Genomic DNA, 20,341 nt, shown 5'->3' on the forward strand with positions numbered 1-20,341 from the left:
ACTCCTTAAAGACTGTTGATCAGTGTGCTGAAGATTTCTTGCGCAGCCTTGATGATCTGCGAAGAGGCCGTGTAGTACTGCTGATACTTGACCAGATTGCCGGTCTCCTCATCGAGGTCGACACCGGAAAGCGAGTCACGTGCGCTCTTGGCGTTCGCCAGAATGGCCGAGGTCGCGGCACTGTCGAGCTTGCCTTGAGCCGCCTTGGCGCCGACACCCTCGACCAGTTTTCCGTAAGCATCAGTCAGGGAAATGCCTTTGCTTGCCGAACCGGTGTCCACGACTTGCTGGGTCTGCAGACCCGCCAGTGCAGTGCCATTGCGGTTGTCCAGGCTGCCTGGCTGGCTGAGGCTGACGTTGATCGCCGTGCCCTTGTCAGGAGAGCCGGCCACCGTCATGTCGAAACTCACGGTGTACTGAGTAGCTGGCGCAGGTGGAATCGGCGAACCGGTCGAATCCTTGAGCGGAATATTAAGACTCAACGTGTTGCTCTGACCTGGCTGGATCGAACCCGAACTGAGCACGCCACCCTTGGCATCCAGGAGCTGATAGCTTTGGGTGGTGCCGTCGGCCGACGGATCACCGAACACCACTTTGACCGGAGTCGAATACTTCAGGCCGTTCTGCATCGCGGTGGTGGTCGCGGTGTCATAGATGTCGAACTTGGTGGTCAGGGTCGGCTGACCGCTGGCAGGAATGGTCAGCGTTCCGCCACCACCCGGGGCGATGGCCGCGCCCAGCGGTGCCGCGATGGCCAGACGCTTGGAGTCGGTCATCTCGGTCTGGATGTTCGCCGCGGCATTTCGGGTCGGGGTGATCTTGAAGCTGTCGCCCGCGGCTGCCCCGCCGTTGAGCGTCAGCGCAAAGCCCTCGATCACCGGTGGCGGGTTGGTGGTGGTGCTGTAGGCGCCCACGGCGGAGCCATCCGGCAAGCGTTGCACGGTGTAGTCTGTGGCGCTGGTGAACGTCACCTTGTAATCGTTGGTGGTCAGCTTGCCGCTGTCTTCAATGCTGACATCGAAGTTGCCCGAGCCGGCGCTGTTGCCGATCGTCGCAATGCTGCGCTGAGCCATGTTCGTGGCAGTGTTGATGGAGTTGAACAGATTGCCGCCGAAATTACCGTTCTTGTCGATGCCTTGGGCCTGGATGGTGTTCATCTGATCGGCGACGGTGAGCGCCACACGACCCAACTCGTTCATGGCCGGATCGAGTACTTCGCTGCGATAACGCAGCAGGCCGCCGATTTCACCACCGGTCATGATCGATGTGATGTCGATGGTGCTCGAGCCACGATTGACCTGCAGCGAGATACGTCCCGGGTCATCCTTACTTGGCACCGCCTCCAGTTTGTTGACGGTATTGCCAATCACCAACGGCTGACCGCTGCCCAGATAGATGTCTACGTTGCCTTCACGCTCAACAAACTGTGCACCGGTAAAGGTTGAAAGCTGACGCATGGTTTCGTTGCGAGCATCCAGCAGGTCATTTGGCGCACCGCCGGAAGCGGAGACTTCGCTGATTTTCTTGTTCAACTGCGCCATGGTAGTAGCCAGCTTGTTGACCTGATCAGCCATGCTGGTCAGGTTGCCGTTGATGTCGGCGTTTTGCGAGTTCAACTGGCTGGAGATCGAGTTGAAGCGGTTGCCCAGGGCCTGCGCATCGCTGAGTAGCAACTGACGGGAAGCGTCGTCGCCGGGCTTGGCATTGACGTTCTGCACCGAAGCAAAGAACTTGGTCAGTGCGCCGTTAAGGCCAGTGCCGCTGTCGGAAAGCAACTTGTCGAGCGGCGTGACCTGGCCCAGATACGCAGCCGAATCACTGTTGAGCGACGTCGTGGTCTGCAACTGTGCATCGAGGTAGCTGTTGTACACCCGGCGCACATCGGCCAGTGTCGTGCCGGTGCCGATGTAGACGTTGCCGTACTGAATCGACGCCTTGGAGCCCTGCACGGTTTGCTGGCGCGAATAACCGGCGGTGTCGACATTGGAAATGTTATTGCCGGTAGTCATCAATGCAGACTGGCTAGCGGACAAACCCGACATCCCGATATTGAGCAAACTCATGGTTCAGACCTTATAAATTCGTTGAAACGCCCGCCGCAGCGTAGTTCTGGTAACTCGACATCTGCCTGGCTATCTGCGAAATCTTGCTTGCGTAGTCCGGGTCGGTTGCGTAACCGGCCTTTTGCAACTCGCGTACAAACTGTTCTGGGTTATCGGCCGACTTCACGACATCTTGATAGCGATTGTTGGTCAGCAGCAAAGTCACAAGGTCATGGAAGCTGTCCTTGTAGGAATCGTAGGAACGGAACTGGGCCGTCTCCCTGACCATCTCGCCATTCCTGAATTCGCTGGTGATCGCCCGCGCCGAATCCCCCTTCCAACTGCTGCCGGCCTTGATGCCGAACAGGTTGTGACTACTGCTGCCATCCTGGGCGCGCATGACCGATTTGCCCCAACCGGTTTCCAGGGCGGCCTGGGCCACCAGGTAACGCGGGTCGACGCCGATGCGCGCGGCGGCTTCCTTGGCCATCGGCAGCATGGTGTTGACGAATTCGTCGGCGGAGCTGAAGGCTTTTTTCGCCGGCGCGAGCGGAATCTGCGCCATGGCTCGACCGTAAATCTGCATACCACCGCCGGAAGCCGTGTCCGTTTGCGAAGCGAGCCAGTCGCCGTTGTACAAAGGGCCGGCACCGCTGCGAGTGCTCTGCGGCAACTGGATTTTGTTCTGCACCGTGGCGGCGGTCGCTGCGGTGGTCGAGGCCGAAGGCACCAGACCCGCCAGCAAGCGGTCAGCCAGTTTCGGCGGCAAGGCCAGGCGCCGCTGATTGATCATCGCCATGTCGTTGCGATGCTCGCCCTCGCCCGTCGGCGCATGGACCGACCGCGAAGCCCACAACGGACGCTGTCCATTGACTCGCGAAAGCGGCCCACCGGTTGCGACTGTACCGGCGGCCACCGGTGTCTGCGCGGCTGCCTTTGCCGCTTCCTGCTTGGCCGCCGACGCTGCGGCCGCCTCACCGGGAGCCATCGGCTTGTTCTTCGACATCTGCCGCATCAGCACGTCGGCCAGACCGATACCACCGCCCTCGCGGGACATGGAGACGGCCAACTGCTGGTCGTACATTTCCTGGTATTGCTTGGCCGCTGGCGTGTTGAGCGGATTGTCCTGACCGAGCGCCTCGGTGGCCGAGCGCATGGACTTGAGCATTTCACCGAGGAACAGCGACTCGAATTCCTGCGCAACCTTGCGCATATTGCCATCGCTGTTCTTGTCGCCGACCTTGAGCTGGTTCAGACGATTGAGGTCCGAGTAAGAACCCGAATCGCTGCTGCTGACCAGACCGCTCTTGCGCATATCCACGATGCCGTCCTCAGATCACGATCAGATCGGCTTGCAACGCGCCGGCCTGCTTCAGAGCTTCGAGGATCGCCATCAAGTCACCCGGGGCCGCGCCGACCTGATTCACCGCCCGCACGATTTCGTCGAGGGTGGTGCCGGGGCCGAATTTGAACATCGGCTTGGCTTCCTGCTGGGCATTGACTTTGGAACGCGGAACGACCGCTGTCTGACCATTGGACAGAGGGCCCGGCTGACTGACGATCGGGTCTTCGGTGATGGTCACGGTCAGGCTGCCGTGGGTCACGGCGGCCGGTGAAACCTTGACGTTCTGACCAATCACGATGGTGCCGGTACGGGAGTTGATGATGACTTTCGCCACCGCCTGGCCCGGATCGATTTCGAGGTTTTCGATGATCGACAGGTAGTCGACCCGCTGACTCGGATCCAGCGGCGCACTGACGCGAATCGAACCGCCGTCGATGGCCTGGGCCACGCCAGGGCCGAGCATGTCGTTGATCTTGTCGACGATGCGCTTGGCGGTGGTGAAGTCGGAACGGTTGAGGTTCAGCGTCAGGCTGTTGCCCTGGTTGAAACCGCTCGGCACCGCTCGCTCGACCGAGGCTCCGCCCGGGATGCGACCGGCCGACGGAACGTTGACGGTGATTTTCGAACCGTCGCGGCCTTCAGCATCGAAACCGCCCACCACCAGGTTGCCCTGGGCGATGGCATAGACGTTACCGTCGATACCCTTGAGCGGCGTCAGCAGCAAGGTACCGCCACGCAGGCTCTTGGAGTTACCGATGGACGAAACGGTGATGTCGACCTGCTGTCCCGGCTTGGCGAACGCTGGCAAGTCAGCACTGATCGACACGGCCGCGACGTTCTTCAACTGCACGTTGCCCGATCCCGGCGGTACCTTGATACCGAACTGCGAGAGCATGTTGTTGAAGGTCTGCAGGGTGAACGGGGTTTGCGTCGTCTGGTCACCGGTGCCGTTAAGCCCGACCACCAGCCCGTAACCGATCAATTGGTTGGAACGCACGCCGGAAATACTGGCGATATCCTTCAGCCGCTCGGCCTGAGCACCCAGCGACAAGGACATCAACAGCGCAGCTGCGATCAGGTGCTTGAAGTTCAACTTGCTCACCAAAAAAGCCACCTAGAAAGGGAACAGCGGGCTGAGGAAGAAACGGTCGAACCAGCCTGGCTGACTCGCATCGGCAAACGAACCGGTGCCCGAATAGGTGATGCGCGCATCGGCGACGCGAGTCGACGAAACAGTGTTGTCGGTAGCGATGTCATCGGCACGCACGAGCCCTGCGATCCGCACCAGTTCATCCCCGGTGTTGAGGGTCATCCACTTCTCGCCTCGCACGGCAATGATGCCGTTGGGCAACACGTCGGCGACGGTCACGGTGATCGAGCCGGTCAGGGTATTGCCCTGGGCTGCCTTGCTGTCGCCTTTGGTCGCACGGTCACCTTCGTAACTGGCGCTCAGACTCAGGTCGCCACTACCAAACGGGTTGTTGGTATTGGGCGTAGAACCGAACAGCGACGTCAGGCCGATGCCGGTCTTGCTGTTCTTGGCCACCTGCGAGTTGGCGTTTTTACTGGCCTGGGTCTTCTCGTTCAGGGTGATGGTGATGATGTCACCGACCCGAAACGCCTTGCGGTCGCCGTAGAGGTTCTGTTCGAAACCGGCCTGGTAGATCGAGCCGTTGTTCGCGGCAGCCGGCAGCGGCGTGCGCGGCAACACCGGGGCATAGTAGGGATCATTGGGCTTGGGTGTCGACGGCACACAGCCCGCGAGCACGGTGACTCCAGTCAATGCCAGAACGGAAACGAAGCGATTCATGACCCTACCTCACGGTGTTGCAGGCGGCCTCATGGCCGCCTCATAGACTTGATTACAGATTCTGCGTTACGAACGAGAGCATCTGGTCGGCGGTGGAGATCACCTTGGAGTTCATCTCGTAGGCGCGCTGAGTGGTGATCATGTTGACCATCTCTTCAACGGTGCTGACGTTGGACGTTTCCAGAGTGTTCTGCAGCGTGGTGCCGAAACCGGCCAGGCCTGGCGTACCGACTTGCGGCGCACCACTGGCGGCGGTTTCCAGGAACAGGTTGTTACCCACGGCCTGCAGGCCGGCCGGGTTGATGAAGTCGGCGGTTTGCAGGTTGCCGATCACCTGGGCAGCCGGGTTGCCGGCAACGGTGATGGACACGGTGCCATCGCGACCGACCGTGAAGGTCTGGGCATCGTTCGGAATGACGATGGCCGGCTCCAGGGCAAACCCGCTGGCGTTGACGATCTGGCCATTGGAGTCCAGGTGGAAGGTACCGTCACGGGTGTAGGACGTTGTGCCGTCAGGCTGCAGAATCTGGAAGAAACCGCGACCATCGATGGCCATGTCCAGCGGCTGCTCGGTGGTTTGCAAGCTGCCGGCGGTGAAGTTCTTCTGGGTGCCGACAATGCGCACACCGGTACCCAGTTGCAGGCCCGACGGCAGTTCGCTGTCCTGGGTCGACTGGGCGCCTGGCTGACGCTTGATCTGATAGAGCAGATCCTGGAACTCGGCGCGGTCACGTTTGAAACCCGTGGTCGACACGTTGGCCAGGTTGTTGGAGATGGTGGTCAGGTTCGTGTCCTGGGCGGACAGACCGGTTTTGGCAACCCATAGAGCCGGAAGCATTCGATTCTCCTCGTGCGCCTGTTTTACGGCGCGACGTTCTGATAGTTAGCTGATCTGCAAGACCCGAGCCATGGCCTGGTCGTCGTCTTTGGCGGTGTTCATCATCTTGATGTGCAGCTCGAATTGCTTGGACAAGGCCAGCACCGAGGTCATCTCTTCCACGGCGTTGACGTTGCTCGACTCGAGGAACCCGGACACCAGCTTGACGTTGGCATCGGCTTGCGCCGGCTGACCGTCCTTGGTGTGGATCGAACCGTCCAGGCCTTTGGTCATGTTCTTGATGTCCGGATTGACCAGCTTGATGCGGTCGACTTCGGCCATCACGCGCGGGCCTTCACCCATCGCGCGGATGCTGATGGTGCCGTCTTCGCCCACTTCGATCTGCTGCTCTGGCGGCACGGCAATCGGCCCGCCATTGCCGATGACCGGCATGCCGTTGCCGGCCCGCAATACGCCCAGGGCGTCAACCACCAGACTGCCGGTGCGCACATAGCTTTCACCGCCATCAGGGTTCTGCACGGCCAGCCAGCCGTTGCCTTGCACGGCGACATCGAGGTCGCGACCGGTTTCCACCAGGGCACCCGGTGAAAAGTCCGTGGCCGGGCGTTCGGACATCGCAAACGCACGCGCCGGAAAGCTGTCACCGAACACCGGCATCGAACGCGCCTGCTCCAGGTCTTTCTGGAAGCCGTTGGTGGAGATGTTCGCCAGGTTGTTGGCATGAGCCTTTTGCGCCAGGGCATTCTGGCTGGCGCCGGTCATTGCCACATAAAGGTACTTGTCCACAATCTTTCCTCTGCCTGCCGGACGTTTGCCGCCCACTGCTGTACTGATGAGCCACAAGCAATTTGCAGACCAACTTGTTCCTGGCACGGCAAGACCCGGCAAACAAAGGACTTGAGGGATTGAGCAGGCGCGGAGGGTTTGTATCAGAGACGAAAAACCGGCGGTGTTATGCCGGTGGGTGGCAAGGCTTGACCTGTTGTAGCAGAACAGCCCCCTGTGGCGAGGGAGCTTGCTAACTCGCCACAGGATCAGGCGTTGTCTTTGCCAACCTGATAATCACGCAACTTATTGGCAATGGTGGTGTGGGAAACCCCCAACCGCTTGCCCAGTTGCCGACTGCTCGGATGCTCGGAATACAGCCGCTCCAGCACTGCCTTTTCGAAGCGCCCGACAATCTCATCCAGCCCACCTTCGAGGGAAAAATCGCCAAGGGGCTGACGCACACCGTAATCAGGCAAGCGAATATGCTCGGCCTTGACCGTACCGCCCTCACACAGGGACACCGCCTGAAACAGCACGTTTTCCAACTGCCGAACGTTGCCCGGCCAATGGTAATGACTGAGTCGTTCCATGGCCGCCGGCGCGAGTTTTGGCAACGGGCAACCGATCTGTCGACTGGCTTGATCGAGGAAGTGCTCCACCAGCGGCGCCAAACCGTCGAGGCATTCGCGCAGCGGCGGGATGTGCAGCGACAACACGTTCAAGCGGTGATACAGGTCCTGACGAAACTCTCCGCGGGCGCACAACTCGGACAAATCGACCTGGGTCGCACAAATCACTCGCACATCGAGATAAACCTCTTCATCACTGCCTACACGACGGAAGCAACCGTCCTGCAGGAAGCGCAGCAATTTCACCTGCAAACGCGGACTCATTTCCCCAACGCCATCGAGAAACAGCGTACCGCCCGCCGTCAGCTCCAGCAGACCGAGCTTGCCTTCAGCCCGCGCACCTTCAAAAGCACCGGGGCCGTAGCCGAACAATTCAGTCTCGGCCATGGACTCCGGCAGACCGGCGCAGTTGAGCGCCATCAACGGTGACTGACCACGAGGACTGGCCAGGTGACAGGCACGCGCCAGCAATTCTTTACCGGTACCGGTTTCGCCCTCTATCAATAGCGGTGCATCCAGTGGCGCCATGCGACGCGCCTCACGCACCACCGCCGCCATCACTTTCGAGCTTTGGAAGATGCTGTCGAAGCCGCGCAGCTCCTGTTTGCGCACGTTATAAATACGCTCACCCACCCGGTCGGCGCGATGCAGCGTCAATACCGCACCGGCCATGGCTTCGCTGTCGTCATGCTCCGATTGCAGCGGCGCGATGTCAGCCAGAAACACGTCGCCCTTGACCTTGACCCGCAGCCCATTGATCCGCGATTTGTTGGCGCGCACCAACTCCGGCAAGTCGAAATCTTCGGCGTAACGCGACAGCGGTATCCCCGGCACCTCATCGACGCGCACCCCGAGCAATTGCGCAGCTGCGCGGTTGGCCGCCACGATGGAGCCGCCCATGTCGATCGAGAGCACCGGAAACTCCAGGGCGCCGAGCAAGGCATTGAGCTCCATGTGCCGACGCTCGCTGGGCATCAGCCCTACACGCTTAACGCCAAAAACCCCGGCGATGGCCTCGAATTTCGGACGCAAAGCCTGGAACTGAATGTTGATCAGGTTCGGGCAATGCAGGTAGATGGCGTTGCCATGCTCACCGCCCACTTCCCCACGAGCGACGTTAATTCCGTACCCCACCAGCAAGTTGAGAATGTCGCGCAGGATGCCAATGCGATTCTGGCAGTGGACTTTGATACGCATATAAAAGGCCTGATAAACGATGATTGACCTGTGGGAGCCAGCCTGCTGGCGATGGCGTAGCAACAGGCGATTTTGATGTCAAATGACACACCGCTATCGTCAGCAGGCTGGCTCCCACAGGGATAGCGCCCGATTTTTCTGATTAGGCGCCCAGATAGTCGTCAAGATTATGTGACACCTAAGGCCCTTTTCAAACCGGAAAATCTCAGCAGCTGCGCAACACCCGCCAAAGCGTAACGAAAACTTTACGATTTACGGGCGCTTTTCCTACATGCAACCCCAACCGCCTGCTGCAACGCTGCAATTCATGGGTTATTTCTAGGTCCATAGCAGGACATAACAAGAACGAAGCCCCCTCGCAGGAGAGCAGCATGAAGCAGACGCAATACGTGGCTCGCGAGCCCGATGCGCAAGGTTTTATCGACTACACCGCTGAAGAACACGCGGTGTGGAACACGCTGATCACTCGCCAGTTGAAAGTGATCGAAGGGCGTGCGTGCCAGGAATACCTGGACGGTATCGAAAAGCTCGGTCTGCCCCACGACCGCATTCCGCAACTGGGCGAAATCAACAAGGTGCTCGGTGAAACCACCGGTTGGCAGGTCGCCCGGGTTCCGGCGCTGATCCCCTTCCAGACCTTTTTTGAATTGCTCGCCAACAAGCAGTTTCCGGTTGCCACTTTTATTCGCACCCGCGAAGAGCTGGATTACCTGCAAGAGCCGGACATTTTCCACGAGATCTTCGGCCACTGTCCGTTGCTGACCAACCCTTGGTTCGCGGAATTTACCCATACCTACGGCAAACTCGGCCTGCAGGCCTCCAAGGAAGAGCGCGTGTACCTGGCGCGCCTGTACTGGATGACCATCGAGTTCGGCCTGCTGGAAACCCCGCAAGGCCGGCGCATCTACGGTGGCGGCATCCTGTCTTCACCGAAAGAGACCGTGTACTGCCTGTCGGACGAACCTGAACACCAAGCGTTCGATCCGCTGGAGTGCATGCGCACGCCTTACCGCATCGACATCCTGCAGCCACTGTATTTCGTCTTGCCAAATCTCAAGCGCCTGTTCGACCTCGCCCACGAAGACATCATGGGCATGGTCAAGCAAGCGATGCAGATGGGCCTGCATGCACCGAAATTTCCGCCAAAACCAAAAGCCGCTTGATCCGCAGCTTTTAGAATCAAGTGAGCCTGTCCGGAACCGACGCTTTGCTTTAGCGTGGTGACATGACGGCCGAATTCCAAACATTCGATTTCAGGAACACACCATGTCCACATTGAACCAAGCCCACTGTGAAGCCTGCCGCGCCGATGCTCCGCAAGTCAGCGACGAAGAACTGCCGGTACTGATCAAGCAGATCCCGGACTGGAACATCGAAGTACGCGACAGCATCATGCAGCTGGAAAAAGTCTTCCTGTTCAAAAACTTCAAGCACGCCCTGGCGTTCACCAACGCCGTCGGTGAAATCTCCGAGGCCGAAGGTCACCACCCAGGCCTGCTGACCGAGTGGGGCAAAGTCACCGTCACCTGGTGGAGCCACTCGATCAAAGGCCTGCACCGCAATGACTTCATCATGGCCGCGCGCACGGACGAAGTGGCCAAGGACGCCGAGGGCCGAAAATAATGCACTTCGACGCCATCGGCCGGGTGCCCGGCGATCCGATCCTCGGCCTGATGGAGGCCTATGCGCAGGACCCCAACCCGCGCAAATTCGACCTCGGCGTGGGTGTCTACAAAGACGCCCAGGGCCTGACCTCGATTCCCCAGGCCGTGAAACTCGCCGAGGCGCGCCTGGTCGATCGCCAGACCACCAAGACCTACATCGGCGGTCATGGCGAACCGGCCTTCGGCAAGCTCATCAGTGAGCTGGTGCTCGGCGCCGATTCAAAACTGATCAGCGAACATCGCGCCGGCGCCACCCAGACACCGGGCGGTACCGGAGCGTTGCGCCTGAGCGCGGACTTCATCGCCCAGTGCCTGCCGGGCCGGGGCATCTGGTTGAGCAATCCGACCTGGCCGATCCACGAAACCATTTTCGCGGCGGCCAACGTCAAGGTCAGTCATTACCCCTACGTGGGCAGCGACAATCGTCTCGACGTCGATGCCATGCTCGCCGTGCTCAATGAAGTGCCCAAGGGTGACGTGGTGCTGCTGCACGCCTGCTGCCACAACCCGACCGGTTTCGATCTGTCCCACGACGACTGGCGCCGCGTGTTGGAAGTGGTGCGTCGGCGTGAACTGCTGCCGCTGATCGATTTCGCCTACCAGGGCTTCGGCGATGGCCTGGAACAGGACGCGTGGTCGACCCGTTTGTTCGCCGCCGAGTTGCCGGAAGTGCTGATCACCAGCTCCTGCTCGAAGAACTTCGGCCTGTATCGCGACCGCACCGGCGCTTTGATTGTCTGCGCGAAAACCGCCGACAAGCTGGTGGATATCCGCAGCCAACTGGCCAACATCGCCCGCAACCTGTGGTCGACGCCACCGGATCACGGTGCTGCCGTGGTGGCAACCATCCTCGGCGATCCAGAGTTGAAACGCTTGTGGGCCGACGAAGTGGAAACCATGCGCTTGCGTATTGCCCAACTGCGAAGCGGACTGGTGGAAGCCCTTGAACCCCACGGTTTACGCGAGCGTTTTGCGCACATTGGTGTGCAGCGCGGAATGTTTTCCTACACCGGCTTGACCCCTGAACAGGTGAAAAACCTGCGCGACCATCACAGCGTGTACATGGTCAGTTCCGGTCGGGCCAACGTGGCGGGGATTGATGCGACGCGTCTGGATCTGCTGGCACAGGCGATTGCTGACGTCTGCAAGTAAGCCCCAAACACTACCCCCCCCGTAGGAGCGAGCCTGCTCGCGATGGAGTATCAGTTGACACCTCAATGACTGACACACCCTCGCGAGCAGGCTCGCTCCTGCAAGCATGCCTGCGACAAAACAATAGACCTGTCTAGACAATCCCATTCGTCGAAACAAATGGATATAAAAGTCTGTTTGTCATTTCCCCTGCTGTATCCTGCCCAGGCTTTTTTTAAAAGCGCGGATCTACCAGATCTATCAACAGACTTAGCGAGGAGCGCGACTATGCACGAGATTCCTAATCTCCCCTTCCCAAGCCTGCACGAACCTGAGCAGACGACCACGCAACAAGCCGGCGCCCAACAGCCCGAGCCGAAAGAAGCCACTGGCAGCCGCAAGGCTGAAAGCGAAGACTGAAACACCCGCCGTACAGACCGTGTGGAAAGCGCTAACATGCGCTTTCCACACCGCCTGAACCGTGAGTCCCGCACCATGACCGACAACGTCACCCCTCCTTTTGATGAAGCACTGCAGGCCAGCGTTCTGATCGGCACCGCCGAGAAAATGATCGAGATCTGGACTCGTCTGTCTTCTGAAAAACAAGCCGCATTGCTGGCCCGCTTCGGCAGCGAAGAAAATGCGCTGGCCGCCCTGGTCACCACGCAACTGTTGGCGCCCGCCAAGCCCTGATTAATCCCGTTCGGCAATTAGTTTTACTTTTTCTCAACCCACGACCGCCTACGCCGTTATCATAAGCAGCCTATCTATCTGCTATCCCGTGGACCTTTGACCCATGTCTGAAAACCAGCGCCCCCTGGCGGTCACGCTGCAAGTTGTCTCCATCGTCCTGTTTACCTTTATCGGCTACCTGAACATTGGTATTCCCCTGGCCGTATTGCCCGGCTACGTCCACAGCGACCTCGGCTTCGGCGCGGTGATCGCCGGTTTGGTGATCAGCGTGCAATACCTTGCCACCCTGCTCAGCCGTCCGTACGCCGGGAAAATCATCGATAACAAGGGCAGCAAATTGGCCGTGATGTACGGCTTGGCCGGTTGCGGGCTGAGTGGCGTGTTCATGCTGCTTTCAGCCTGGACCCAAAGCCTGCCGATGTTGAGCCTGATCAGCCTGTTGGTCGGTCGCCTGGTGCTCGGCAGCGCGGAGAGCCTGGTGGGCTCCGGTTCGATTGGCTGGGGCATCGGCCGGGTTGGCGCGGCGAACACCGCCAAGGTCATCTCCTGGAACGGCATCGCCAGTTATGGCGCACTGGCCGTCGGCGCGCCGCTGGGGGTGCTGCTGGTCAATCAAATGGGCTTGTGGAGCATGGGCGTGAGTATCGTGTTGCTGGCCGCCCTGGGCCTGTTGCTGGCATGGCCGAAAACCGCTGCGCCGATCGTGACCGGTGAGCGCTTGCCGTTCATGCATGTACTCGGTCGGGTGCTGCCCCACGGCTGCGGACTGGCCTTGGGCTCCATCGGTTTCGGCACCATCGCCACGTTTATCACCCTGTATTACGCCACCCGGCACTGGGACAACGCCGTGCTGTGCCTGAGCCTGTTTGGTGCCAGCTTCATCGGTGCACGACTGTTGTTCGGCAACCTGATCAACCGCCTCGGCGGATTCCGCGTGGCGATTGCCTGCCTGTCGGTGGAGGTCCTGGGGCTGTTGCTGCTGTGGCTGGCACCTGACGCGAACTGGGCGCTCGCGGGCGCTGCGCTCAGTGGCTTTGGCTTCTCACTGGTGTTTCCGGCGCTGGGGGTCGAAGCGGTCAACCTCGTGCCCGCTTCCAGCCGTGGCGCGGCGGTCGGGGCTTATTCGCTGTTCATCGACTTGTCGCTGGGGATCACCGGACCACTGGCCGGCGCGATTGCGGCGGGCTTCGGTTTTGCCTCTATCTTCCTGTTCGCCGCCCTCGCCGCTTTAAGCGGTTTGATGCTCAGCATCTACTTGTACCGGCAGGCGCCGAAACAGCGCGAAACGCGAGAATCCCGCTAAAAGTCGACCTTGCCGCGCCCGGCCTTGATGTTGCCGCGCTTGCTCTTGGATTCGAGCCGACGGGTCTTCGAACCGAGGGTCGGCTTGGTCGGGCGGCGTTTCTTTTCGACCTTGGTGGCGCTGAGGATCAGCTCGGTCAAACGCGCCAGCGCATCGGCCCGGTTCTGTTCCTGGGTGCGGTATTGCTGGGCCTTGATGATCAACACACCTTCGCTGGTGATACGACTGTCGCGCAACGCCAGCAGCCGCTCCTTGTAGAACTCGGGCAAGGACGAGGCCGCAATGTCGAAGCGCAGGTGCACGGCGCTGGAAACCTTGTTGACGTTCTGCCCACCGGCGCCCTGGGCGCGAATGGCGGTCAACTCGATCTCGGCATCCGGTATATGCACGTTGTTGGAAATCACCAGCATGGAAAGGGGTCCGGGGTCGGGAGCGTTCAGGATACCGCGATAGCGTTTTGAATAGGGGACAATCACAGGTGCAGGCGAGATCGAAAAAGCCCTGCCAGACTTTTCCTACAGCGTTGTCGGATTTACAAAAGGGACGTTGCATTGTTTCCAGTGACCACACTAATCCAAGGCTTCATACCAAGCTGACCTTTTAGATAATGAATCTTGGAGTGCTGCCAAGCAGCCCAGGCGCATGTTCCGTCCCCCGGTTGTAACCATAATTAATATTACTTCAGCCCCTCAAGTATCAAATGGCCATGCCGATGCAATGATCAGGCATAGAGCTCGTGGGCGCGTATTGTGGCGACGCGAGAGAGAAAGGCTGCCCTATCCCCTTACATCCCAGGAACGTTAATCCATGACCTCAATCGTCACGTCAATGTCAACGGCTCAGATAGCCGCTCTATCTACGAAACAAATAGCGGCGCTTGCAACTTCTGATATAGCAGCCCTGAGCACTACCCAGGCCGGGGTTCTGTCTACCGCCCAGATCGCAGCACTGTCGACTTCGGACGTTGTCTCGCTGAGCACTGCCGCGATCGCCGCCTTCAATGCTTCCCAGCTAAAGGCACTGGGCGCGGATGATGTCGCGTCGCTCGCCTCTTCTCAGGTTGCAGCCCTCAGCTCCACTCAAGTAACGGCGTTCTCCACCGCCCAGATCGCAGCCATGACCACCTCTCAGGTGGGTGCTCTGGCCGGCAACATGTCAACCGCCCAGATTAACGTGCTGTCGACGACGCAGGTGGCGGGCGTCTCCACCACGACGATGGCCGCCCTGAGCTCCGCTCAACTGGCAGCGATTTCGACCAAGGACATCGCCGCCCTGTCGACGGCCCAACTGGGCGCCGTATCGACAACCAACCTGGCCTCCCTGACGACCGCCCAGATCACGGCGATGAGCACCGCGCAAGTCGGCGCGCTAGCAGCCAGCATGTCGACCACCCAGATCGGCGCACTGACCACAGCGCAGACCGCCGGGCTGTCGACCACTGTCATAGGCTCGCTGGGCACCGCTCAACTCCAGGCAATCTCGACCAAAGACATCGCTGCCCTGTCGACTGCCCAGGCAGCGGGCCTGTCGACCACTGTTCTGGGTAACCTGACAACAGCCCAGCTGAAGGCCATCGAGACCAAAGACATTGCCGCAATGTCGACCACTCAATTGGGCGCCCTGACGACCACTCAGGTCGGCACACTGGCAACCGCCCAGCTCGCCGCATTGAGCAGCACCCAGGTTGGTAGCCTCGGCGCCAAGCTCAGCACCGGCCAGATCAGCGCACTGACCACGACGCAGGTGGCGGGCGTCTCCACCACGACGATGGCCGCCCTGAGCACCGCTCAACTGGCAGCGATTTCGACCAAGGACATCGCCGCCCTGTCGACGGCCCAACTGGGCGCCGTATCGACAACCAACCTGGCCTCCCTGACGACCGCCCAGATCACGGCGATGACCACCGCGCAAGTCGGCGCGCTAGCAGCCAGCATGTCGACCACCCAGATCGGCGCACTGACCACAACGCAGGCCGCCGGGCTGTCGACCACTGTCATAGGCTCGCTGGGCACCGCTCAACTCCAGGCAATCTCGACCAAAGACATCGCTGCCCTGTCGACTGCCCAGGCAGCGGGCCTGTCGACCACTGTTCTGGGTAACCTGACAACAGCCCAGCTGAAGGCCATCGAGACCAAAGACATTGCCGCAATGTCGACCACTCAATTGGGCGCCCTGACGACCACTCAGATCGGCACCCTGGCAACCGCCCAGCTCGCCGCATTGAGCAGCACCCAGGTTGGTAGCCTCGGCGCCAAGCTCAGCACCGGCCAGATCAGCGCACTGACCACGACGCAGGTGGCGGGCGTCTCCACCACGACGATGGCCGCCCTGAGCACCGCTCAACTGGCAGCGATTTCGACCAAGGACATCGCCACCCTGTCGACGGCCCAACTGGGCGCCGTATCGACAACCAACCTGGCCTCCCTGACGACCGCCCAGATCACGGCGATGACCACCGCGCAAGTCGGCGCGCTAGCAGCCAGCATGTCGACCACCCAGATCGGCGCACTGACCACAACGCAGGCCGCCGGGCTGTCGACCACTGTCATAGGCTCGCTGGGCACCGCTCAACTCCAGGCAATCTCGACCAAAGACATCGCCGCCCTGTCGACTGCCCAGGCAGCGGGCCTGTCGACCACTGTTCTGGGTAACCTGACAACAGCCCAGCTGAAGGCCATCGAGACCAAAGACATTGCCGCAATGTCGACCACTCAATTGGGCGCCCTGACGACCACTCAGGTCGGCACCCTGGCAACCGCCCAGCTCGCCGCATTGAGCAGCACCCAGGTTGGTAGCCTCGGCGCCAAGCTCAGCACCGGCCAGATCAGCGCACTGACCACGACGCAGGTGGCGGGTGTCTCCACCACGACGATGGCCGCCCTGAGCACCGCTCAACTGGCAGCGATTTCGACCAAGGACATCGCCGCCCTGTCGACGGCCCAACTGGGCAGCCTGGGCACAGCCTCCGTCGCTGCGCTGTCGACTACCCAGATTTCTGTACTGTCGACCACCCAGGTGGGTACGCTGCAAGCCAACCTCACCACGGGCCAGATCGCGGCACTGTCCACCACCCAGGTCACCGGTCTGAACGCCGCAAGCCTGTCCACGGCACAGCTGCAAGCGATCGAGACCAAGGACATCAGCTCGCTGGTGACCGCTCAGCTGTCGGCATTGACCACAGGTCAAGTCGGCAGCCTGACCACCGGCCAGGTGGCGGCCATGAAGTACTCCCAGATCAACTCTCTGGTTTCGAACTTTACGTCTAACCAGATCGGCGCGCTGACCACCACTCAGACAGCGAACCTCACCACCACCTTGATCAATGGCCTGACCACCACTCAGCTCCAGGCGATCTCAACCAAGGACATCGCCGCACTGACGACTGCACAGGTAGCGGGGATCTCGACCACGGCCCTGACTTCCCTGAGCACCACTCAGATCAAGGCAATGGAAACGGCTGATATTGCAGCACTGACGACCACCCAGGCGGCCGCGATGACGCTCTCCCAGGTCACCAGTCTGACCACCAGCCAGGTAGGCGCCCTGAAGTATGCGCAGGTCAGCGCGCTGGGTACCAACTTGTCGACCGGCCAGATCGGCTTGCTGACAACAACTCAGATCTCGGGCATTGCGACTACCGTACTGGCCGCTCTGAGCACCTCTCAGGTTGCCGCGATCATCACCAAGGACATCGCCGCCCTGACCACCGCCCAGGTGAGTGCACTGACCACGTCGCAGATCGCTGTGCTGTCGACCTCTCAGGTCAACGCACTGAGCAAAACCCAGGTCGGTTCGATGACGTCCGCCCAACTGGGTCAACTCTCTACAACTCAGATTCCGTATCTGAACGTGTAATGACGCGACCTGATCACTCATGAACCATCGCTGGCCCTGGTACGCATTACCCAATGATGTGCGCCAGGGTCAACCGACGGTGCATCGAGCGCTGTGCAAACGCAGGGATGGGGCATTCACCTGCCCTGTTCCTGCTTTCATCCCATGGTTATGGACGGATCCCGATGTGCCCATTTAGGATGGGCCGCTGTCAGGCCCTCTGAGGCACACCTTTGGCCTGCCTATTTTTTTTCAATACCGGACATCGCTGGATGTCTCCGTCGCGATCTTGCGATCATTTTTTTGAAAAAATTACCTCTATGACAATTCAGGAAGGGCGCCTTGAGGCGCTACTCGCTCAGATCAATAGCGGCCATGCTACCGAGGCACTGACCGAACTTGGCCAACTGCTGGAGCAGCTACCGGAAAACCCCGCCCTGCTCGGGCTAAGGGCCGAGGCCTTGCGCCTTTCCGGACGCTTCGCCGAAGCAGTGGAGGCTTTCAAGCTGGCGGCCGAAAAAGGCGCCGGCGCGCGCAACTGGCTCGCGGCCGGCATACTGCTGGCAGCCATGCGCACTACCGACGACGCGTTGCAGTGCCTGCTCAAGGCCCATGCGGAGGCACCTGACAACGATGAGGTGCTCGACGCGCTGATAACCACCTGTTTCAACGCCAATCGCCAGCATGAGGGCATCGAATTCGCGCGCCTCCAGCTGACGGTCAGCCTCAACCCCAGACTGCTGACCCATGCGGCATTGCTTCTACAAAGCAACGACTGCTATGAAGAGTCGTCGAACGCCTTCAAGAAGATTCTCCAGCTGGCGCCTGAAGACCCAGCGGTGATCGGCGCAGCCCTGGTACCGGCTCGCTTTACCTGTGATTGGGACTGGATCGAAGCACTGCAGCAGAAAATCGGCAACTGGTACGACCAGGCGGCGTTCGATTTACCGCAGGAGTACCCTCTGACCCACCTAACGTGGTGCCCGGACGAGGCACGCAATCTCGGGGTCACGCAAACCTATGTCAAACGCATGGTGCCGGCGGTCGCCCCCATCGCGACACCTGTTGCAACGTCACGCCCAGGCAAACGCATTCGTGTCGGCTACGTCTCCTGTGATTTCCGCAACCATGCAACCATGCACTTGATGGCCGGCCTACTCGAATCCCATGACCGTGAACGCTTCGAAGTATTTGCATACGACTACAGCGCTTTCGATGTTTCCGAATACCGGCAACGCTTCATCAATGCTGTTGAGCATCACGTCGCTATTGACGCCATGAGCGACCAACAGGCCGCCGAGCGGATCGCAGCCGATCAGCTGGACATCCTGTTCGATCTGAAACTTTACACCGGTGGTAGCCGCCCAGGGATCCTGGCTTACCGACCTGCATCGCTTCAAGTCGCGTACCTGGGCTATCCCGGCAGTGCCGCGAACACCGATATCGACTACATCGTTTCGGACCGGTTCGTGACGCCGGACAGCAGCACGCCGCACTACTCCGAGGCGTTCTGTCGCCTACCGCACTCCTACCAGTGCAACGACCGTAAACGTGGTGCCGCGGCCGCACCGACCACTCGCGCGGCAAACGGGCTCCCGGACGATAAGGTGGTATTCGGCGCTTTCAACCAGTCGTACAAGATCGACCGCACCAGCTTTTCTGTCTGGCTGCGTGTGCTGGCAGAAGTGCCGGACAGTGTGCTCTGGTTGCTGGGCCAATGCGACGCGGCCATCGCCAACCTCACCCATCACGCACAGCTCGCAGGCATCGATCCGCAACGGTTGATCTTCGCACCTTTTGCCATGCCCCAGGATCACCTGGCCCGCTTGCAACTGGCGGACGCCGTCCTCGATACGCTGGTATGCAATGGGCACACCACCACATCGGATGCGCTCTGGGCCAGCGTTCCCGTGATCACTAGCCGAGGGAAGCACTTCTGCTCGCGCGTCAGCGAAAGCCTGCTCAACGCGATCGAGCTGCCGGAGCTGGTGGGTGCCGACCATGACGACATGGTGCGTATCGGTAAACGCATCGGTACCGATGCTGACTATCGGATGGCCCTGCGTGACAAGGTCGCTGCCAATCGCTTGACCACACCGCTGTTCGATACGCTGCGCTTTACCCGCAATTTCGAAACAGCCATCGAATTGATGACCCGACAGCATCGCATCGGCGTGAAGGGTGAACATATCGACGTGCCGGACGGCGGGCCAGTCGAGCCCAAACCCGTCGTTGAGCCAGCGCTGGACACCTGCGCACTCCCGCTACAGGAACCCTACCCGGCCTGCCCTCTGTGCGAAGGCGCGAGCACGACGTTAGGGTACGCCAATTGCACGGTTCATCCTCTTTGGCATGAGCCTTTGCCGCCGACCATCGAGTGGATGCAATGCCCTTCGTGCGGACATGTGCATAACCGTCACTATTGGACGGAAGCAGGCCTGGCCGAAGTGTTCCGCAACGCGAACGCCAGTCAGCTCGCTCAATCCTCTGGTTACCATGACTCCAAGCGCGCCATCTGGTCGCCTGTCGTGGATAAGGTCGCAGGGCTGCTGGGTGGTTTCCAGGCAGTCGTGAGTCCGGCCAACCGGCCAGTCTGGCTGGACGTGGGTTGCGGCGACGGTGCGCTGGTAATGACGGCCGGAGACTATGGGTTTTCGGCATTGGGCCTGGATGCTCGCGCCGAAACTGTCAACCAGATCCAGAACCTGGGCTTCAAGGCACTGCAACATGATTTCATGACACTGCAAGTCGAGGTCGTGCTCGATGTCCTGTCCATGATGGATGTTCTTGAGCACATGCCTTACCCCCTCGAGGCCTTGCGAAAAGCAGCGCAAGTGCTTCGCCCTGGCGGAGTGATCGTTATCAGCCTGCCTGACTTGACCTCTTCGAGCTGGAAAATCATGGATGCGGAAAATGCAAACCCTTACTGGCTGGAAATCGAGCATTTCCATAACTTCAGTCGCGACCGACTCATTGCGCTCTTGAAAGACAGCGGTTTCACCGTTGTCGATTTCGCAATTCCAAACCGGTACAAAGCCCAAATGGAACTTTATGCGGTACGCCGATAATAGCCCCAGGCGAGAAGGG

16 protein-coding genes are annotated in these 20,341 nt (G+C 60.2%); 8 read left to right on the forward strand and 8 right to left on the reverse strand.

Annotation, left to right across the window (positions count from 1 at the left end; genetic code table 11):
- Positions 1–5: 5 nt before the first annotated feature.
- The 7 genes from flgK to BLV61_RS08580 form a co-directional block, all read right to left on the reverse strand.
- Positions 6–2,063 carry a flagellar hook-associated protein FlgK gene (gene flgK / locus BLV61_RS08550; protein WP_047532057.1) on the reverse strand — a complete coding sequence of 686 codons (2,058 nt, stop codon included), beginning with the start codon at positions 2,061–2,063 and terminating at the stop codon, positions 6–8.
- A gap of 10 nt (positions 2,064–2,073) precedes the next feature.
- The gene (gene flgJ / locus BLV61_RS08555) at positions 2,074–3,363 is read right to left on the reverse strand and encodes a flagellar assembly peptidoglycan hydrolase FlgJ (RefSeq protein ID WP_090464205.1); all 1,290 of its coding nucleotides are present in this window, start codon (positions 3,361–3,363) and stop codon (positions 2,074–2,076) included.
- A 10-nt stretch (positions 3,364–3,373) separates the two neighbouring features.
- Positions 3,374–4,444, reverse strand: a complete 1,071-nt coding sequence (locus BLV61_RS08560) for a flagellar basal body P-ring protein FlgI (protein WP_236693152.1) — start codon at positions 4,442–4,444, stop codon at positions 3,374–3,376.
- Positions 4,445–4,501: 57 nt separating this feature from the next.
- Entirely contained in the window at positions 4,502–5,197 is a 696-nt protein-coding gene (flgH, locus tag BLV61_RS08565) for a flagellar basal body L-ring protein FlgH (protein ID WP_047532059.1), read from the reverse strand.
- 52 nt (positions 5,198–5,249) lie between these two features.
- Positions 5,250–6,035, reverse strand: coding sequence for a flagellar basal-body rod protein FlgG (flgG, locus tag BLV61_RS08570; protein WP_047532060.1), 786 nt, complete (start codon positions 6,033–6,035; stop codon positions 5,250–5,252).
- A gap of 45 nt (positions 6,036–6,080) precedes the next feature.
- Positions 6,081–6,821 carry a flagellar basal body rod protein FlgF gene (locus BLV61_RS08575; RefSeq protein ID WP_047532062.1) on the reverse strand — a complete coding sequence of 247 codons (741 nt, stop codon included), beginning with the start codon at positions 6,819–6,821 and terminating at the stop codon, positions 6,081–6,083.
- A 248-nt stretch (positions 6,822–7,069) separates the two neighbouring features.
- A complete protein-coding gene (locus BLV61_RS08580; RefSeq protein ID WP_047532064.1) occupies positions 7,070–8,629 on the reverse strand; it encodes a sigma-54-dependent phenylalanine hydroxylase transcriptional regulator PhhR in 1,560 nt (519 codons plus the stop codon).
- Positions 8,630–9,000: 371 nt separating this feature from the next.
- Between BLV61_RS08580 and phhA the strand changes: the two genes are divergently transcribed.
- From phhA to BLV61_RS08605, 6 genes are all read left to right on the forward strand, one after another.
- Positions 9,001–9,792, forward strand: coding sequence for a phenylalanine 4-monooxygenase (gene phhA / locus BLV61_RS08585; RefSeq protein WP_090464208.1), 792 nt, complete (start codon positions 9,001–9,003; stop codon positions 9,790–9,792).
- Positions 9,793–9,895: 103 nt separating this feature from the next.
- The gene (locus BLV61_RS08590; RefSeq protein WP_017337151.1) at positions 9,896–10,252 is read left to right on the forward strand and encodes a 4a-hydroxytetrahydrobiopterin dehydratase; all 357 of its coding nucleotides are present in this window, start codon (positions 9,896–9,898) and stop codon (positions 10,250–10,252) included.
- A complete protein-coding gene (locus BLV61_RS08595) occupies positions 10,252–11,445 on the forward strand; it encodes an amino acid aminotransferase (protein ID WP_090464212.1) in 1,194 nt (397 codons plus the stop codon). The genes BLV61_RS08590 and BLV61_RS08595 overlap by 1 nt, the downstream gene beginning before the upstream one ends.
- 267 nt (positions 11,446–11,712) lie before the next feature.
- The gene (locus BLV61_RS31860) at positions 11,713–11,844 is read left to right on the forward strand and encodes a hypothetical protein (RefSeq protein ID WP_269082055.1); all 132 of its coding nucleotides are present in this window, start codon (positions 11,713–11,715) and stop codon (positions 11,842–11,844) included.
- Positions 11,845–11,880: 36 nt separating this feature from the next.
- A complete protein-coding gene (locus BLV61_RS08600; protein WP_178083164.1) occupies positions 11,881–12,117 on the forward strand; it encodes a hypothetical protein in 237 nt (78 codons plus the stop codon).
- Positions 12,118–12,220: 103 nt separating this feature from the next.
- Entirely contained in the window at positions 12,221–13,420 is a 1,200-nt protein-coding gene (locus tag BLV61_RS08605; protein ID WP_090464215.1) for an MFS transporter, read from the forward strand.
- Here BLV61_RS08605 and arfB read toward each other — a convergent pair.
- Entirely contained in the window at positions 13,417–13,830 is a 414-nt protein-coding gene (gene arfB, locus BLV61_RS08610; RefSeq protein ID WP_090464219.1) for an alternative ribosome rescue aminoacyl-tRNA hydrolase ArfB, read from the reverse strand. The genes BLV61_RS08605 and arfB overlap by 4 nt on opposite strands.
- Before the next feature lie 418 nt (positions 13,831–14,248).
- On the opposite strand from arfB, the gene BLV61_RS08615 reads away from it, so the two are divergent.
- Positions 14,249–17,275, forward strand: a complete 3,027-nt coding sequence (locus tag BLV61_RS08615) for a beta strand repeat-containing protein (protein WP_279627451.1) — start codon at positions 14,249–14,251, stop codon at positions 17,273–17,275.
- 299 nt (positions 17,276–17,574) lie between these two features.
- On the forward strand, positions 17,575–20,322 hold the full coding sequence (locus tag BLV61_RS08620) for an O-linked N-acetylglucosamine transferase family protein (RefSeq protein ID WP_167361788.1): 2,748 nt from the start codon (positions 17,575–17,577) through the stop codon (positions 20,320–20,322).
- Positions 20,323–20,341 lie beyond the last annotated feature (19 nt).

This window comes from Pseudomonas mohnii (genome assembly GCF_900105115.1).
In the GTDB taxonomy this organism is placed as follows: Bacteria; Pseudomonadota; Gammaproteobacteria; order Pseudomonadales; family Pseudomonadaceae; genus Aquipseudomonas; species Aquipseudomonas mohnii.

Bases quoted from the DNA above. Each gene is read 5' to 3' on its own strand.
- flgK (WP_047532057.1), bottom strand. From the start codon at position 2,063: ATGAGTTTGCTCAATATCGGGATGTCGGGTTTGTCCGCTAGCCAGTCT.
- BLV61_RS08600 (WP_178083164.1), top strand. From the start codon at position 11,881: ATGCGCTTTCCACACCGCCTGAACCGTGAGTCCCGCACCATGACCGAC.
- BLV61_RS08620 (WP_167361788.1), top strand. From the start codon at position 17,575: ATGACAATTCAGGAAGGGCGCCTTGAGGCGCTACTCGCTCAGATCAAT.
- BLV61_RS08605 (WP_090464215.1), top strand. From the start codon at position 12,221: ATGTCTGAAAACCAGCGCCCCCTGGCGGTCACGCTGCAAGTTGTCTCC.
- arfB (WP_090464219.1), bottom strand. From the start codon at position 13,830: ATGCTGGTGATTTCCAACAACGTGCATATACCGGATGCCGAGATCGAG.
- BLV61_RS08590 (WP_017337151.1), top strand. From the start codon at position 9,896: ATGTCCACATTGAACCAAGCCCACTGTGAAGCCTGCCGCGCCGATGCT.
- BLV61_RS08560 (WP_236693152.1), bottom strand. From the start codon at position 4,444: ATGTCCTTGTCGCTGGGTGCTCAGGCCGAGCGGCTGAAGGATATCGCC.
- flgG (WP_047532060.1), bottom strand. From the start codon at position 6,035: ATGCTTCCGGCTCTATGGGTTGCCAAAACCGGTCTGTCCGCCCAGGAC.
- BLV61_RS08580 (WP_047532064.1), bottom strand. From the start codon at position 8,629: ATGCGTATCAAAGTCCACTGCCAGAATCGCATTGGCATCCTGCGCGAC.
- BLV61_RS08595 (WP_090464212.1), top strand. From the start codon at position 10,252: ATGCACTTCGACGCCATCGGCCGGGTGCCCGGCGATCCGATCCTCGGC.
- BLV61_RS08615 (WP_279627451.1), top strand. From the start codon at position 14,249: ATGTCAACGGCTCAGATAGCCGCTCTATCTACGAAACAAATAGCGGCG.
- flgH (WP_047532059.1), bottom strand. From the start codon at position 5,197: ATGAATCGCTTCGTTTCCGTTCTGGCATTGACTGGAGTCACCGTGCTC.
- BLV61_RS31860 (WP_269082055.1), top strand. From the start codon at position 11,713: ATGCACGAGATTCCTAATCTCCCCTTCCCAAGCCTGCACGAACCTGAG.
- phhA (WP_090464208.1), top strand. From the start codon at position 9,001: ATGAAGCAGACGCAATACGTGGCTCGCGAGCCCGATGCGCAAGGTTTT.